The organism is Streptomyces sp. NPDC014656 (genome assembly GCF_043084305.1).
GTDB lineage: Bacteria > Actinomycetota > Actinomycetes > Streptomycetales > Streptomycetaceae > Streptomyces.
Genome location: NZ_JBIBZN010000007.1, coordinates 289,956 through 302,937, shown reverse-complemented (window position 1 = coordinate 302,937; position 12,982 = coordinate 289,956). Strand labels below are relative to the sequence as shown.

At 74.5% G+C, this 12,982-nt stretch carries 13 protein-coding genes; 5 read left to right on the top strand and 8 right to left on the bottom strand.

Features of this window, described 5'->3' with window-relative positions; all coding sequences use genetic code 11:
* The first annotated feature begins 144 nt into the window (after positions 1–144).
* Positions 145–519: an RNA polymerase-binding protein RbpA gene (locus ACF1ED_RS18990; RefSeq protein ID WP_015032218.1), complete on the top strand. Its 375-nt coding sequence runs from the start codon at positions 145–147 to the stop codon at positions 517–519.
* Positions 520–653: 134 nt separating this feature from the next.
* Here ACF1ED_RS18990 and fxsA read toward each other — a convergent pair whose 3' ends face one another.
* The 4 genes from fxsA to ACF1ED_RS18970 form a co-directional block, all read right to left on the bottom strand.
* Positions 654–1,250, bottom strand: coding sequence for an FxsA family membrane protein (gene fxsA, locus ACF1ED_RS18985; protein WP_391761812.1), 597 nt, complete (start codon positions 1,248–1,250; stop codon positions 654–656).
* Positions 1,251–1,349: 99 nt separating this feature from the next.
* Positions 1,350–2,129 carry a polyprenol monophosphomannose synthase gene (locus ACF1ED_RS18980; RefSeq protein WP_391761904.1) on the bottom strand — a complete coding sequence of 260 codons (780 nt, stop codon included), beginning with the start codon at positions 2,127–2,129 and terminating at the stop codon, positions 1,350–1,352.
* A gap of 507 nt (positions 2,130–2,636) precedes the next feature.
* Positions 2,637–4,265: an amidohydrolase gene (locus ACF1ED_RS18975; protein ID WP_391761810.1), complete on the bottom strand. Its 1,629-nt coding sequence runs from the start codon at positions 4,263–4,265 to the stop codon at positions 2,637–2,639.
* 9 nt (positions 4,266–4,274) lie between these two features.
* Positions 4,275–4,715, bottom strand: a complete 441-nt coding sequence (locus tag ACF1ED_RS18970; protein WP_391761808.1) for an Lrp/AsnC family transcriptional regulator — start codon at positions 4,713–4,715, stop codon at positions 4,275–4,277.
* A gap of 224 nt (positions 4,716–4,939) precedes the next feature.
* Between ACF1ED_RS18970 and ACF1ED_RS18965 the strand changes: the two genes are divergently transcribed.
* Positions 4,940–5,308: a hypothetical protein gene (locus tag ACF1ED_RS18965; protein WP_391761806.1), complete on the top strand. Its 369-nt coding sequence runs from the start codon at positions 4,940–4,942 to the stop codon at positions 5,306–5,308.
* Between the two features lie 6 nt (positions 5,309–5,314).
* Here ACF1ED_RS18965 and ACF1ED_RS18960 read toward each other — a convergent pair whose 3' ends face one another.
* Positions 5,315–6,418 (bottom strand): phosphotransferase family protein, encoded by a 1,104-nt coding sequence (locus ACF1ED_RS18960; protein ID WP_391761804.1) that lies wholly within the window; start codon positions 6,416–6,418, stop codon positions 5,315–5,317.
* A gap of 25 nt (positions 6,419–6,443) precedes the next feature.
* On the bottom strand, positions 6,444–7,505 hold the full coding sequence (locus ACF1ED_RS18955) for a hypothetical protein (protein ID WP_391761902.1): 1,062 nt from the start codon (positions 7,503–7,505) through the stop codon (positions 6,444–6,446).
* A gap of 632 nt (positions 7,506–8,137) precedes the next feature.
* Between ACF1ED_RS18955 and ACF1ED_RS18950 the strand changes: the two genes are divergently transcribed.
* Positions 8,138–8,320: a hypothetical protein gene (locus ACF1ED_RS18950; protein ID WP_391761802.1), complete on the top strand. Its 183-nt coding sequence runs from the start codon at positions 8,138–8,140 to the stop codon at positions 8,318–8,320.
* Positions 8,321–8,335: 15 nt separating this feature from the next.
* Here the strand turns inward: ACF1ED_RS18950 and ACF1ED_RS18945 are convergent, their stop codons facing one another.
* On the bottom strand, positions 8,336–8,491 hold the full coding sequence (locus ACF1ED_RS18945; protein ID WP_376300445.1) for an SCO1431 family membrane protein: 156 nt from the start codon (positions 8,489–8,491) through the stop codon (positions 8,336–8,338).
* 74 nt (positions 8,492–8,565) lie between these two features.
* Entirely contained in the window at positions 8,566–9,936 is a 1,371-nt protein-coding gene (locus ACF1ED_RS18940; RefSeq protein WP_391761800.1) for a peptidase C39 family protein, read from the bottom strand.
* Between the two features lie 182 nt (positions 9,937–10,118).
* Here ACF1ED_RS18940 and ACF1ED_RS18935 point away from each other — a divergent pair, with 182 nt between their 5' ends.
* The gene (locus tag ACF1ED_RS18935) at positions 10,119–10,748 is read left to right on the top strand and encodes a uridine kinase (protein WP_391761798.1); all 630 of its coding nucleotides are present in this window, start codon (positions 10,119–10,121) and stop codon (positions 10,746–10,748) included.
* Positions 10,749–11,058: 310 nt separating this feature from the next.
* A complete protein-coding gene (locus tag ACF1ED_RS18930) occupies positions 11,059–12,978 on the top strand; it encodes an AAA family ATPase (RefSeq protein ID WP_391761796.1) in 1,920 nt (639 codons plus the stop codon).
* Positions 12,979–12,982: the final 4 nt, after the last annotated feature.

The window sequence follows — 12,982 nt, the reverse complement described above, 5'->3', positions numbered from 1 at the left end:
CGGTCACTGGTGGGTACAACAAGGGGCGGCACGACGGGCGACGCATTACCCGGAACGGGAATCTTTCTCGCCGACCGGACGTTGACCGGATGACGACGACAGCGACACCTGTCCTGTGGGCGACAAGCCCGGGAGGCACGATTCATGAGTGAGCGAGCTCTTCGCGGCACGCGCCTCGTGGTGACCAGCTACGAGACCGACCGCGGCATCGATCTGGCCCCGCGCCAGGCCGTGGAGTACGCATGCGAGAAGGGCCATCGTTTTGAGATGCCCTTCTCGGTGGAGGCGGAGATTCCGCCGGAGTGGGAATGCAAGGTCTGCGGAATCCAGGCACTCCTGGTGGACGGCGACGGACCCGAGGAGAAGAAGGGCAAGCCGGCGCGTACGCACTGGGACATGCTCATGGAGCGGCGTACCCGTGAGGAGCTGGAGGAGGTCCTCGCCGAAAGGCTGGCCGTCCTGCGCTCCGGCGCCATGAACATCGCGGTGCATCCGCGCGACAGCCGCAAGTCCGCCTGACGGACGGCCCGGCAGAGCAACGCCGAGGGGCCCGGTACACGATCCGTGTACCGGGCCCCTCGGCGTTCTCCCGTCCGGTCCGGGTGCGGTCCGCCGGTCCGCGCACGGGCCGGCGGAGCGTACGCCCCCGGGGGTCAGGGGGTCAGCGGCGGGCGCTGACCCCCGGCGGGGCCGTACGGGCCCTGGGGGGCGTCGTCGCGGATGACCTCGCCCTGGACCACCTTCCCGTCCGGGCGGTGGATGCGGGCCTGCTGGAAGGCGTCCTGGAGGCTTCCGTGAGGCGCGGCGGCCATCCGGCGCTCGACCGCCCTCTCCGCGGCGCGCCCGAGGGCCGCCCGGACCTGGGGCACGAGGAGCAGCAGTCCCGCGGCGTCCGAGATCAGGCCGGGGATCATCAGGAGCAGCCCGCCCAGCATCAGGAAGCCGTTGCGGTCCCCGGCGCCCTTGCGGTCGGCCGGGTCCGGGACCGTACCGCTCTGCGCGGCGGCCTGGGCCTGCTGGAAGGTGGAGGTGAGGTTGGCGAAGGCCCGCCGGCCGGCCCGCTTGACCACCGTGGCGCCGAGCACGGCGCCGCCGATCAGGAGGAGCAGGACCGTCAGCCCGCCGGCCGCGTCCGCCACGACCGTGAGCAGCCAGATCTCCAGGACCAGCCAGGCGGCGAGGCCCAGCGGGAGGAGGGTGCGCGCCCGGGAGCGCTTCGGGGCGAGAGGGGGCGGTGCGCCTGTCGTCATGCCCCCAGTGTGCCTGGGCCGCCGCAGGAACGTCATAAAGGGAGGACCGGCCCCCGGAGCGGGGCTCCGGGGGCCGGACGGGCGGGGGGGCGGCCGGGATCAGGCGCGCTTGCGGCCGCCCAGGGCCTTGGAGAGCTTCTCGGCGCGGGCGGTCACGCCCCAGCCGGTGACCCGCCAGAGCGCCTCGACGACGATGTTCCGGCTCATCTTGGAGTCGCCGATCTCGCGCTCGACGAAGGTGATGGGCACCTCGACGACGTGGAAGCCGGAGGCGACGGCGCGGCGGGCGAGGTCGACCTGGAAGCAGTAGCCGGCCGAGGCGACGTCCTCCAGGCCGAGGCCCTGCAGGGTCTCCTTGCGGAAGGCGCGGTAGCCGCCGGTGACGTCCCGGATGGGGACGTCGAGCATGAGGCGGGAGTACAGGCTGCCGCCGCGCGAGATGAACTCGCGGGACTTCGGCCAGTTCACGATCCGGCCGCCGGGCACCCAGCGGGAGCCGAGGACGAGGTCGGCGCCCTTGAGCGCGGTGAGCAGCCGGGGCAGCTCCTCGGGCTGGTGGGAGCCGTCGGCGTCCATCTCGACGAGGACCTCGTAGCCGTTCTCCATGCCCCAGCGGAAGCCCGCGAGGTAGGCGGCGCCCAGCCCTTCCTTGCCCTTGCGGTGGAGGACGTGGACGTGGTCGTCGTCGGCGGCGATCTCGTCGGCGAACTTGCCCGTGCCGTCCGGGCTGTTGTCGTCGGCGACCAGCACGTGGGCCTCCGGCACCGCCTCCCGTACGCGCGAGACGATCGGCCTGATGTTCTCCGCCTCGTTGTAGGTCGGAATGATCACCAGCACGTCGCCGAGCGGGCCGTAACGCCTCTGGCCACCGTCGTTCACTACTGCCCCTTCGGATTCTGACATGGACCCCCACCTTAGCGAGGTCCCTGGAGTATCCCTGTGGCGTGGGTGGTGTGAGACGGGCGACGTGATCGCGGAAGCGGGCGGGGGGCGCGGCACGGCGGGGGGAGGGGGTGTGCGGTGCGGCGGGGGAGGAGGGGGTGCGGTGCGGGGCCCGACGTCCTTCGGTCCGACCCGGGACCCGCCGGCTGCGGATCGGCACGAGGCCGTTGTCTACTGAACGTCCGGGCCCCACCCGGGTCGCACCTTCCGCCGGTGAAACCTTCCCTCGCGGCCGAGGCGCGGGCGGCGGTCGGCGCCGGCGAGGAGGCGTGGTCCGGTCGGACGTCCTGTGGTGGACGCGGGAGAACCTACCGGGCCATGGCGGTCGGCTGTCAACACCCGCTTGACCTGCGGGGTTCCCGAGAAGCCGCAGGCCGGACGGGAAGATCCGCAGGTCGGGGACGAACCCGTGGTGCGTACATCCGGGTGGCCGTCAACCGCACATCACTCGTTCGGTCGTACGAATACCGTCTGTCCGTGCACCACGGTCCGCAGGCAGACGGGGAGTTCGGCACCGGGGGACAGATCGGGCAGACCGGGCGTTCCGGAGCGCGGGTCGGTGGACCAGCGGGCCACCCGGTCGTCGGGCGCCTGGACGACCAGGTCGCCGGTCCGCCAGATCGCGTAGTCGGCGGGGGCGCCGGGCACCAGGATGCCGGCGTCGTCCCGGCCGACCGCGCGCCAGCCGCCGCGGGTGTGGGCGGTGAAGGCCGCGCGGACCGAGACCCGGTGCTCGGGGGTGCGGTGGAAGGCGGCGGCCCGGACGGTCCCCCACGGGTCGAGCGGGGTGACCGGGCTGTCCGAGCCGAAGGCGAGCGGCACGCCGGCCCGCAGCAGCGCCGCGTACGGGTTGAGGGTGCGGGCCCGCTCGGCACCGAGGCGCTCGGCGTACATGCCGTCCTCGCCGCCCCACAGGGCGTCGAAGGCGGGCTGGACGGAGGCGGTGAGGCCCAGTTCGGCGAAGGCGGCGACCGTCTCGGGGGTGAGCATCTCGGCGTGCTCGACGCGGTGCCGGGCGGCCCGGACGCGGGCCGCGCCCAGCTTCTCGGCGGCGGCCCTGACGCCGTCGACGACGGCGGTGACGGCGGCGTCGCCGATGGCGTGGAAGCCGGCCTGGAGGCCCGCCTCGGTGCAGGCGACGACGTGGGCGGCGATGGTCGCCGCGTCGAGGTGGGCGGAGCCGGAGTGGCCGGCCGAGTCCGCGTACGGCTCGTGGAGGCAGGCGGTGTGCGAGCCGAGCGAGCCGTCGGCGAAGAGGTCGCCGGCCGCGCCGAGGGCGCCGAGCGCGCGGGCCCGCTCGATGTCGAGGTCGGCCCAGTAGCCGGCCACGCGGGGGCCGGGCTCGGAGCGGGCGAGGTCCAGCAGGCCGGTGAAGTCGTCCTCGGAGGAGATCCGCGGCCCGCCGCACTCGTGGAGGGTGCCGATGCCGAGGGAGGCGGCGTGGGCGCGGGCGGCGCGCTGGGCCTCGGCGCGCTGGGCCGGGGAGACGGCGGCGAAGGCGGCGGCCCGGACGGCGTGGTGGGCGTCGCCGGTGAGCGGGGCGCGCCCGTCGTGGAAGCCGTCGAGGCCGCGCACGCCGGGGACGAGGTCGAGCAGCGCGGTGGTGACGACGGCCGAGTGGACGTCGATCCGGGTGAGGTAGAGCGGGCGGCCCCCGGTGAGGCCGTCCAGCTCCTCGCGGGTGAGCGGGCGCCGCTCGGGCCAGCGAGAGGCGTCCCAGCCGTGCCCGATGAGGATGCGGTCCCCGGGGCGGGCGGCGGCGTGGGCGCGGACGAGCTCCGCCGCCTCGGCGAGCGAGGCGGCGGAGGAGAGGTCGAGTCCGGTGAGCGCGAAGCCGGTGGCGGTGGTGTGGACGTGGGCGTCCACGAAGGCCGGGGTGACGAGCGCGCCCTCCAGGTCGATCACCTCGTCCACCCCGGAGGCGAAGGCGTCGGCGGCGCCCTCCTCGCCCACCCAGGCGATGTGACCGCGCTCCACCACCATGGCGGTGGCGAAGGGGTCGGCGGGGCTGTGGACGTCTCCACCGCGCAGGAGCACGGTGCGGTGTTCGCCGGAATTCAGGGTGTCGCTCATGCGACCAGGCTAAATGCGCGGCGGCCTGGCTTCGTACGGGGTGGACAGGACGACGGTGGTGCGGCTGGAGACGTGCGCCTGGGAGCGGATGCGGCTGAGCAGGTGCTCCAGTTCCAGGGGGGTGGCGACCCTGACCTTGAGGATGTAGTTCTCGTCGCCGGCGACGCTGTGGCAGGCCTCGATCTCGGGGATGTCGGCGAGCCGGTCGGGGGTGTCGTCGGGGGCGCTGGGGTCGAAGGGTTTGACCGAGATGAAAGCGGTCAGCGGCAGGCCCACCGCCTCGGGGTCGACGACGGCGGCATAGCCGCGGATGACACCGCGCTGCTCCAGCCGGCGGACGCGCTGGTGCACGGCCGACGTGGACAGGCCGGTGGCCTTGCCCAGGTCGGTGTAGCTCATGCGTCCGTCCCTGACGAGCAACTCCACGATCTGACGATCCAGCTCCTCCATGCGCCGACCCTATTGCGCCGAGGCGTCCCGGGCCCAGCCGGGAGGGGGTCGTATGGGCCGCTATGGGCGATCACGGGGCACCTGCGACAGGCATGTGACGAACGCCACAGGTTTGGGCCGGGCATCGGAAGTCCGCTCACGGTTATGCGGAGTCCCGCATGGGAAGGGCTTGCTGTGGTTCGGCCGCACAGTACCGGCCGACCGGTCCGAGGGGGAGATTCTCCATGCTGGAGCCCGTTGATTCGGTCGACACGTCCGACGAGTTCGACGCGTACGACACCTTTGAGATGTTCCGGGTCATCTGCCCGGAGTGCGATCAGCCGATCGCCCTGCTGGCCGACGAGGACGCGCTGCCCGAGCACGCGCTGTGCCCGTCGCCGTGGAACCCCTTCACGCTCACGGTCTGCGCCGGCACCGGCCGGTCGGCGGACGAGGCGGTCTCCGCCGACGAGGGCGCCGGGGTCCAGGAGCAGGACACCGCACTGCTCCTGACGCTCCCCCAGGGCCTCGACTGGCGGAAGCAGCCCTTCTCGCACATCGGCGGCCCGGGCTCGCGGCCCATCCGCGCGGCGCAGCTGCGCCGCGCGGCCTGAGCCGGGCTACTCCTCGCCGGTCCAGTAGTCGCCGCGCACCATCGCCGCGAGGGCGGCGCGGTGCAGGATGAGCCGGTCGGGGTCCTCGGGGACCTCGACCTCGCCGAAGTGCGCCCGGCGGTACGCGATCCTCAGCATCACGATCGCGTGCCGCAGCGCCGCGTACAGGGTGTGGAACTCCATCGCGCGCGGCGCGTGCCCGGTCAGTTCGGCGTACCGCCGCTCGACCGCTCCGCGGCGCAGGAAGTCCGGCAGGCCCGGCCGGCCGGAGCCCGCGGCCAGGTCCTGGAAGAAGCGGTGCAGGTAGACGGTCCAGCCGAGGTCGACCTCGCGGGGCGCGCAGGCCGCCATCTCCCAGTCGAGGACGGCGGCGGGGACGAAGCCGTCGTAGACGATGTTCCCGATGCGGGCGTCGCCCCAGCAGAGCACCGCCGGCCCCTCGTCGTCCGGCCACAGCTCCTCCAGGCGCGCGAAGGCGGCCTCGATGAGCGGCGAGGACGCGAGTCCCTCCACCACCCAGGCGTAGTAGGCGCGTTGGGCGTCGACGTGACGGCGCAGCGGGCTCCCCCCGCCCTCGGGGAGCAGGAACTCGGCCTCCTTCGCCGGGAACCGGTCGTGCAGCCGTGCCAGGACCGCCACCGACTCCGCCTCCAGGCAGGCGCGTTGGGCGTCGGTGGCATCGTGCAGCCAGTTCCCCTCGTACGTGTAGGGCATGACGTCCGGCGGGACGCGTCCCTCGGCGCGGGCCATCACGAAGAAGGGCGCGCCGAGCGGCCCGGGGTCCTCCTCCAGCCAGAGCACGCGCGGGACGGGCACGTCGGTGTGCTCGGCGACCAGCGCCATCACCCGGTGCTGGCGGGCCATGTCGTAGACGGGGAAGACGGTGTACGCGGCGGGGTCGGCGGCCAGCCGCAGGGCGCAGCCGCGGACGGGGGCGTCCGGGTGCTCCAGGTCGAAGAGCAGCGTCTCGCTGGACATGCCGTTGGAGCCGGGGACGGCGAGGCCGGAGACGGTGGCGCCGGGGAGCCTGCGGTCGAGCCAGGCGGTGAGCCGGGCGGCCAGCTCCTCGGGGTCGCGGGTGGTGGTGCGGGGACGGGGTGCCGTGGCCATGCGGGTCTCCTCAGCGGGGGGCGGCTCAGCGGGCCGTGGAGGTGGGGCCGGCGAAGCCGCTGGGGTCGTGGCGGCCGAAGGAGCCGTGCTCGAAGATGCCGTGGCCGGTGCGCCCGTCGAGGGTGAAGCGGGCGGAGTGGTCGGTGACGCCGTAGCCGGCGAGGGGGTGGGCGGCCGGGTCGGAGAGGTCGTAGACGCGCCGGTCGGTCCAGTCGCGGCCCTGCCAGGTGCCGTGCTGCCAGTCGCCGGCGGGCGGGTAGCCGGCGCCGACGGCGAGCGGGGAGGAGACGAGGACCTCGACGCCGATCTCCAGGGGCTTGCCGGTGGGGTCGGTGAGGTGGACGACGGCGCTCTCGGGGTGGCGGGTGCCGGGCCGGTAGGCGATCTCGGTGCGGGGCCAGCCGAGCTGGACGTCCCGGCGGCCTTCGCGGACGAGCTGGGCCTGGTTGAGGGTGCGGTAGCCGTCGGCGTCCTCCTGGACGACGACCATCACGAAGCGGTCGTCGAAGCGCATGGGGATCCAGAGCCAGTGGAAGCCCTCGGGGCGCGACTCGGCGGCGCGGCCGGGCTCCTCGCCGGGGATGGGGCGGACTCCCCAGCTGCGGTCGCGGGTCCCGGTCCACTCCCCCGCCGTGACCTCGAACCGCTCGCCGCCGGCGGTGATCGCGCCCGTGCAGCGTCCGGCCTGGACGAAGCGGCGGCCTTCGAGGGTGAGCCGGCCTCCGGTGCGCTGGAGGTGGTGCGGTTCCCAGAGGGCGGGGAAGTCCCCGGTCCAGGTGAGGTCGAAGGAGAGCCCGTCGGGGTCGGCCGGGTCGGCGGCGCAGCTCAGGGTGAAGCGGCGCAGCGGTTCGTCGACGGTGACGCGCAGCGGGCCGACCTCCAGGCGCATCCGGTCGTCGCCGAGCGCGTCGGAGGCGCGGACGGCGTGCAGCCGGTCGCCGGTGCGCAGGGTGGCGTAGGCGTCGATCACCCCGGTGTTGGGGTAGACGCCGAGGCCGGCGACGAGCAGGGCGCGCCCGGCGTGGTCGAAGACGTGGAAGATGCAGCGGTCGTAGGCGTTCCGGTCGCCGCTGACGTGGTGCTTCATCGACAGCGGGGCCTGGTGCACGGGGTATTCGTCGAGCGCGACGGGCCGGTCGTCGTCCACGGCTGACCTCCTGGTCGTCGAGGGAGATCTGACGGTACGTCAGGCATCGCGGCGAGGACCAGGGGTGTGCGCGGGGCGCGGGACGGAGGGCGACCGCCGGCGCGGGGCGGGGCGGGCGGGGAGGGAGGGGACGGGCGGGGGTGATCACGGGCGGATAAGGAATGGATAAGGGACGGGTAGGGGGCGAACTGGCGCCCGAATCCGTCCGGGGGTGACCCGGCGGCCCGGGGCGCGTTGGTCCGGGCATGACCACGCTGTACTCCACACCCAGCGGAGTCGGTCGGCATCGGCAGACCGAACCGAGCGGTGAAGAATCGGTTCTTCACCGAATTCCGGAGGCGCCGGACCCACCCGGCCCCGCCCCCGACGGTGCCGCACCGGTGCCCGCCCCGGCACCGGCACCGCTTCCCGCGCAGACCCCCGCTCCGGCCCCGGGACGGACTCCCCCGCTCCCCGGCCCCGAACCCGCGGCCGTCGTGCCCTCACCCGCGCCGGAGCCGGCCCCGGCGCCCGCGCAGGCGTCCGTACCGGTGCCCCCGCAGGCGTCCGCACCCGTGCCCACGCCGGCTCCCGTGCCCGTGCAGGTCCATCCCGACCCGCCGATCTACCAGGCGCTGTACTCGCTCTGGGCCAGCCAGGGGCGCACCCTGCCCGGGCGCCGGGACGCGGAGTGGACGCGGCTCGCCGCGGGGCCGGTCTGGGCCGACCGGACCGTCCGGGTCAGCGGGGTCCTGGTCCGGCCCGCCGGAGCGTGACGGCCGCCCGGCGGGTCACATCAGACCCGCGCGGGTGACCAGGACGGCGAGCAGGACGACGAGGGTCCAGCCGAGGACGTGCTCCAGGAGCTCGGGGCCCCGGTCGTCCTGGGGGCCGCCCGTGCGGGTGCGCGCGAACAGACGGCCGGTGAGGGTGGTGGTGGCGCTCATGGCCACCACCATGGGGCACCGGGACGCCCCCGGACCAGAGACGTCCCTCACACCCCCGCCGGCGCCGGGACCGCTCAGAGCACCCCGACGGCCCGAAGCGCCTTGCGCTGCGCGGGAGTCGGCCGCTCGGGGAAGTACAGGTAGCAGACCCCTCCTGTGCCGGACACCACTTTCCCGCTCGCGTTGTACCGCTTGGTGCGCAGCCAGATGTTCTCCCACTCGCGGCGGCGGTAGACCCGGCGGACGGCGTCGTTGGTCGGGGAGGCGGGGTCGTTGGCGATCACGTCGCCTTCGGGGGTGAAGCCGATCACCGTCATCAGGTGGCCGGAGGTGCCGTAGCCGGCGCCGGTCAGCTCCTCCTTGCGGAAGGACTGGGACGTGATGGCCGGGATGCCCGCCCGGATCAGGGTCTCCAGGTCGGTGAGCGAGCGCAGGCGGGTGACGACGGCGTTGAGGTCGGGGTAGGCGGAGGCGTAGGCGGCGTTGAAGGGCCAGTTGCCGCAGCCGGAGTACTGGAAGTCGTAGGTGAAGCGGGCCGCGTGGCAGACCTGCGGGTCCGCGAAGGCGGGATCCACCCAGGCCAGGTCGGCGGCGGACGGCCCCCGGCCCCAGTACTCGACGATCATCTGCGAGGAGGTCGGGCTGCACCACGCCTCGCCGCCGTTGTCGTACTCGGGGTACTGGCCGACGTGGGTGTTCTGCGAGTAGCGCGGGACAGCCAGCTCGCGGGCGAGGCCGGGCGCGGAGGCGGGGACGGTGAAGCGGTCGGGGACGTCCGAGGCCATCGCGCCGATCCGCCAGACCGTGGGGGTCAGGGCGGTGCCGGGGCGGCGGTACAGGGTGAGGCGCAGCCGGTACGAGGCGAGCCGGAGGCCGCTCGCCGGGTCGTCGACCGCGAAGGTGTCGGTCCACACGCTGCTCCGGCCGTCGGTCTGGTCGTCGACCGAGGTGCGCTTGATGTCGGTGTCGCCGGAGGCCCAGCGGCCCATCACGAACCACGGGGTGCCGGTGCCGTCGGAGTACGTGCCGGACAGCTCGACCTGGATCCAGGTGCCGGCCGGGGTGCGGGCGTTCCAGGACGCGATCACCTCGGTGGCCGGCACCTCGGGGGCGTGCGCGGGCGAGGTCCAGCGGGCGTGCTCCCAGGCGGAGGTCAGCCCGGTGTGCGGGTCGGTGTAGTCGGTACGGCCCAGGGGCGCGTCCAGGACCAGGCCGGGACGGTGCCCGGCGACGGGCCGGGTGCCCTCGGCGTGCCCGGAGCGCCAGTCGGTGTAGGTCGACCAGAAGCGGTTGGCGACGGTCGCCGGGGCCGGGAGGGCGGCGGCCGCCTCCGGGCCGGCCGGCGCGGACGGTCCGGTCGCCGCGGCCGGCGCGGCTCCGGCCGTGCCCGCGGCGGCCGCGAGCGCTGCGGCGAGGACGGTCCGGCGTGAGGCTGATCCGGGCATGGCGAGGACCCCCAGTCGAGGACGGAACGGCGATCGGGCGGGACGGCGCGGGCCCACTATCCCGGCTCGGCCGGGCCTCCGCCAGCACTTCGGGCCGCGTCGCCGCCATCGACATGGGTATGGACCACTGACGGCGGCACCTCGCTGACCTGCGCGGGCACCCCTCACCTACCCTGGGCCGCATGGACGACCTCGACCGCGCCGCCCGCGCGCTGCGCCGGCTGCCGCCCTCGCTCGGACCGGTCCGGCTGGTCGCCGTCGACGGCCACGCCGGCTCCGGGAAGTCCACGCTCGCCCGCCGGCTCGCCTCCGCGCTCGGCGGCGCGCCCGTCCTGCGGCTCGACGACCTCGCCACCCACGAGGAGCCCTTCGCCTGGACCGGCCGGCTGCGGGCCCAGGTCCTGGAGCCGCTGGAACGCGGCGCGACCGCCCGCTACCGGCCGTACGACTGGGAGCTGCGGCGCTTCGGACCCGCCCGCGCGCTGCCCCCGGCGCCCGTGGTGCTGGTGGAGGGGGTGGGGTCCGGGCGGCGGGAGCTGCGGCCGCACCTCGCGTGGCTGCTGTGGATGGACCGGCCGGCCGGGGCCTCCTGGGAGCGGGGCCGGCACCGGGACGGACCGGAGCAGGCGGAGTTCTGGGACGGCTGGGTGGTGGCGGAGACTCGCCATTTCGCCGAGGACCCGTCGCGGCCCTTCGCCGGAACCCTGGTTCGGGAGCGGGGCGAGGGGTACGAGTGGCTTCCCGGGCCCGCTGTGACGACGGGCCCGCGCCAGATCATCACCCACCGTGACGGCGCGATGGCGGCGGACTGAGTCCCCGGAACTCCGCTTCCGCAAGTGCCCCGAGGGCGCTTGACCCCGGGGGCTTACAGGTCTTACGTTCTCAATGTGCGGCTTTTCGACAGCCGCCGCAGACACGAAGCCCCCGGTTGTTCCCCCGTGACCGGGGGCTTCGTTCTGCCCTCCGCGCCCCTTCCCCGGGCCCTCCCCGACCTCCCGCGCTCACCCAGGGTCACCGCTTCCGGATCTTGCGCTTCTCCTTAAGCGCACCACCCCTGCGCAGGTACGATGCCCCCAGGTGCGGTCAAATCCCGTCCATACGCCGACGGTTGTGGGGGACCCGATGGACATCGGCACGCAGGGCGCGCAGGCCCCCGCCGAACTCGCCTGGCTGCGCGGAGTGGACGCCTACACCATGGGCGCCTATCCGCAGGCCGAGGAGGAGTTCCGGGCCGCGGTGCGGATCGATCCCGGCATGGCGGACGGCTGGCTGGGGCTGCACGCGCTCCGGGTGGACACCACCACCGCGCTGCTCCGCATGTACCGCAACCGCGAGCGCTTCGGCGAGCAGCGCGCCCGCCACCGCCGCACCCTCAACTCCTGGTACTGGCTGGGCTGGTGGGTGCAGCCGGTGCTCGAAAGCCCGCGCGACCTGCTGCTCGCGCACGCCTCCCACTGGCTCGACGGACGGCACGTGCCGGAGCTGGACCGGGCCCTCGCCGAGCTGCCGCCGGTCGACACCGACCCGCAGGTCCGCTTCCTGCACGCCTGCCGCTCCTACCTGGTCAAGGACTGGGACCAGCTCGTCCGGCACACCGAACCGCTCGTCGACGACCCGCTGCTCGGCATCGAGGCCGGACTCTTCGGCGGCATGGCCCGGGTGCGCCTGGAGATGTACGGGCAGGCCGAGCCGCTGCTGTCGGCGGCCCTGATGCGCTGCCGCAGCGAGCAGCCCCAGCGCAAGGAGCTGCGCTACTGGCTCGCCCGCGCCCACGAGGGCACCGGCCGCAGCGCCGCCGCCCTCCCCCTCTACCGCGCGGTGCACCGCGTCGACCCGGCGTTCATGGACACCGCCGCCCGGCTCGCCGCGATCGCCGAGTACGACGGCTTCGACGGGCTCGACGGCATGGACGAGCAGGCCGGGCTCGCCGCCGTCGCCCTCGGCACGGTGGGCACCGGCCCCGGGCCGGACGGCACGGACACCGCCGCCGGGCCCGAGACGGAGCCCGCCGCCCCCGGCGGCGACGGGCTGCGCCGCTCCCCCGAACCGGTGCCGCCCGGCGTGCCGGCCGCGCCGCCGGAGGTCGTGCGGCACAGCTCGCCGGTGCCCGCGCAGCCCGGGCCGCCGCGCTTCCCGGCCGGGCCGACGGATCCGGTGCTGCTCGCGGAGGCCCTCGCGGAACTGGAGGGCATGGTCGGGCTCGAACCGGTGAAGCGGCAGGTCAAGGCGCTCTCGGCGCAGCTGGAGATGGCCCGGCTGCGGGCCCGTCAGGGGCTGCCGGTGCAGCCGCCGAAGCGGCACTTCGTCTTCTCCGGGCCGTCCGGCACCGGCAAGACGACCGTGGCCCGGATCCTGGGCCGGGTCTTCTACGCGCTCGGCCTGCTCGGCGGCGACCACCTGGTGGAGGCCCAACGGGCCGACCTCGTCGGCGAGTTCCTCGGCCAGACGGCGGTGAAGGCGAACGAGCTGATCGACTCGGCGGTCGGCGGGGTGCTCTTCGTCGACGAGGCCTACGCCCTCTCCAACTCCGGCTACAGCAAGGGCGACGCCTACGGCGACGAGGCGCTCCAGGTGCTGCTGAAGCGGGCCGAGGACAACCGGGACCACCTCGTCGTCATCCTGGCCGGCTACCCGGAGGGCATGGACCGGCTGCTCGCCGCCAACCCCGGGCTCTCCTCCCGCTTCACCACCCGGGTCGACTTCCCGTCCTACCGGCCGCTCGAACTGACCGCGATCGGCGAGGTGCTGGCCGCCGCGAACGGCGACGGCTGGGACGAGGAGGCCCTGGACGAGCTACGCTCGATCAGCGGCCACGTGGTCGAGCAGGGCTGGATCGACGAGCTGGGCAACGGCCGCTTCCTGCGGACCCTGTACGAGAAGTCCTGCGCCTACCGGGACCTCCGGCTCTCCGGCTACCCCGGCACGCTGACCCGCGAGGACCTGGCCACCCTGCGGCTCGGGGACCTCATGCAGGCGTACGGCGAGGTGCTGTCGGGCCGCGGTCCGGCGGACCGCGGCCCCCAGCAGGAACCGCCGTTCTGACCCG

Bases quoted from the DNA above. Each gene is read 5' to 3' on its own strand.
- ACF1ED_RS18990 (WP_015032218.1), top strand. From the start codon at position 145: ATGAGTGAGCGAGCTCTTCGCGGCACGCGCCTCGTGGTGACCAGCTAC.
- fxsA (WP_391761812.1), bottom strand. From the start codon at position 1,250: ATGACGACAGGCGCACCGCCCCCTCTCGCCCCGAAGCGCTCCCGGGCG.
- ACF1ED_RS18975 (WP_391761810.1), bottom strand. From the start codon at position 4,265: ATGAGCGACACCCTGAATTCCGGCGAACACCGCACCGTGCTCCTGCGC.
- ACF1ED_RS18970 (WP_391761808.1), bottom strand. From the start codon at position 4,715: ATGGAGGAGCTGGATCGTCAGATCGTGGAGTTGCTCGTCAGGGACGGA.
- ACF1ED_RS18965 (WP_391761806.1), top strand. From the start codon at position 4,940: ATGCTGGAGCCCGTTGATTCGGTCGACACGTCCGACGAGTTCGACGCG.
- ACF1ED_RS18960 (WP_391761804.1), bottom strand. From the start codon at position 6,418: ATGGCCACGGCACCCCGTCCCCGCACCACCACCCGCGACCCCGAGGAG.
- ACF1ED_RS18955 (WP_391761902.1), bottom strand. From the start codon at position 7,505: ATGAAGCACCACGTCAGCGGCGACCGGAACGCCTACGACCGCTGCATC.
- ACF1ED_RS18945 (WP_376300445.1), bottom strand. From the start codon at position 8,491: ATGAGCGCCACCACCACCCTCACCGGCCGTCTGTTCGCGCGCACCCGC.
- ACF1ED_RS18940 (WP_391761800.1), bottom strand. From the start codon at position 9,936: ATGCCCGGATCAGCCTCACGCCGGACCGTCCTCGCCGCAGCGCTCGCG.
- ACF1ED_RS18935 (WP_391761798.1), top strand. From the start codon at position 10,119: ATGGACGACCTCGACCGCGCCGCCCGCGCGCTGCGCCGGCTGCCGCCC.
- ACF1ED_RS18930 (WP_391761796.1), top strand. From the start codon at position 11,059: ATGGACATCGGCACGCAGGGCGCGCAGGCCCCCGCCGAACTCGCCTGG.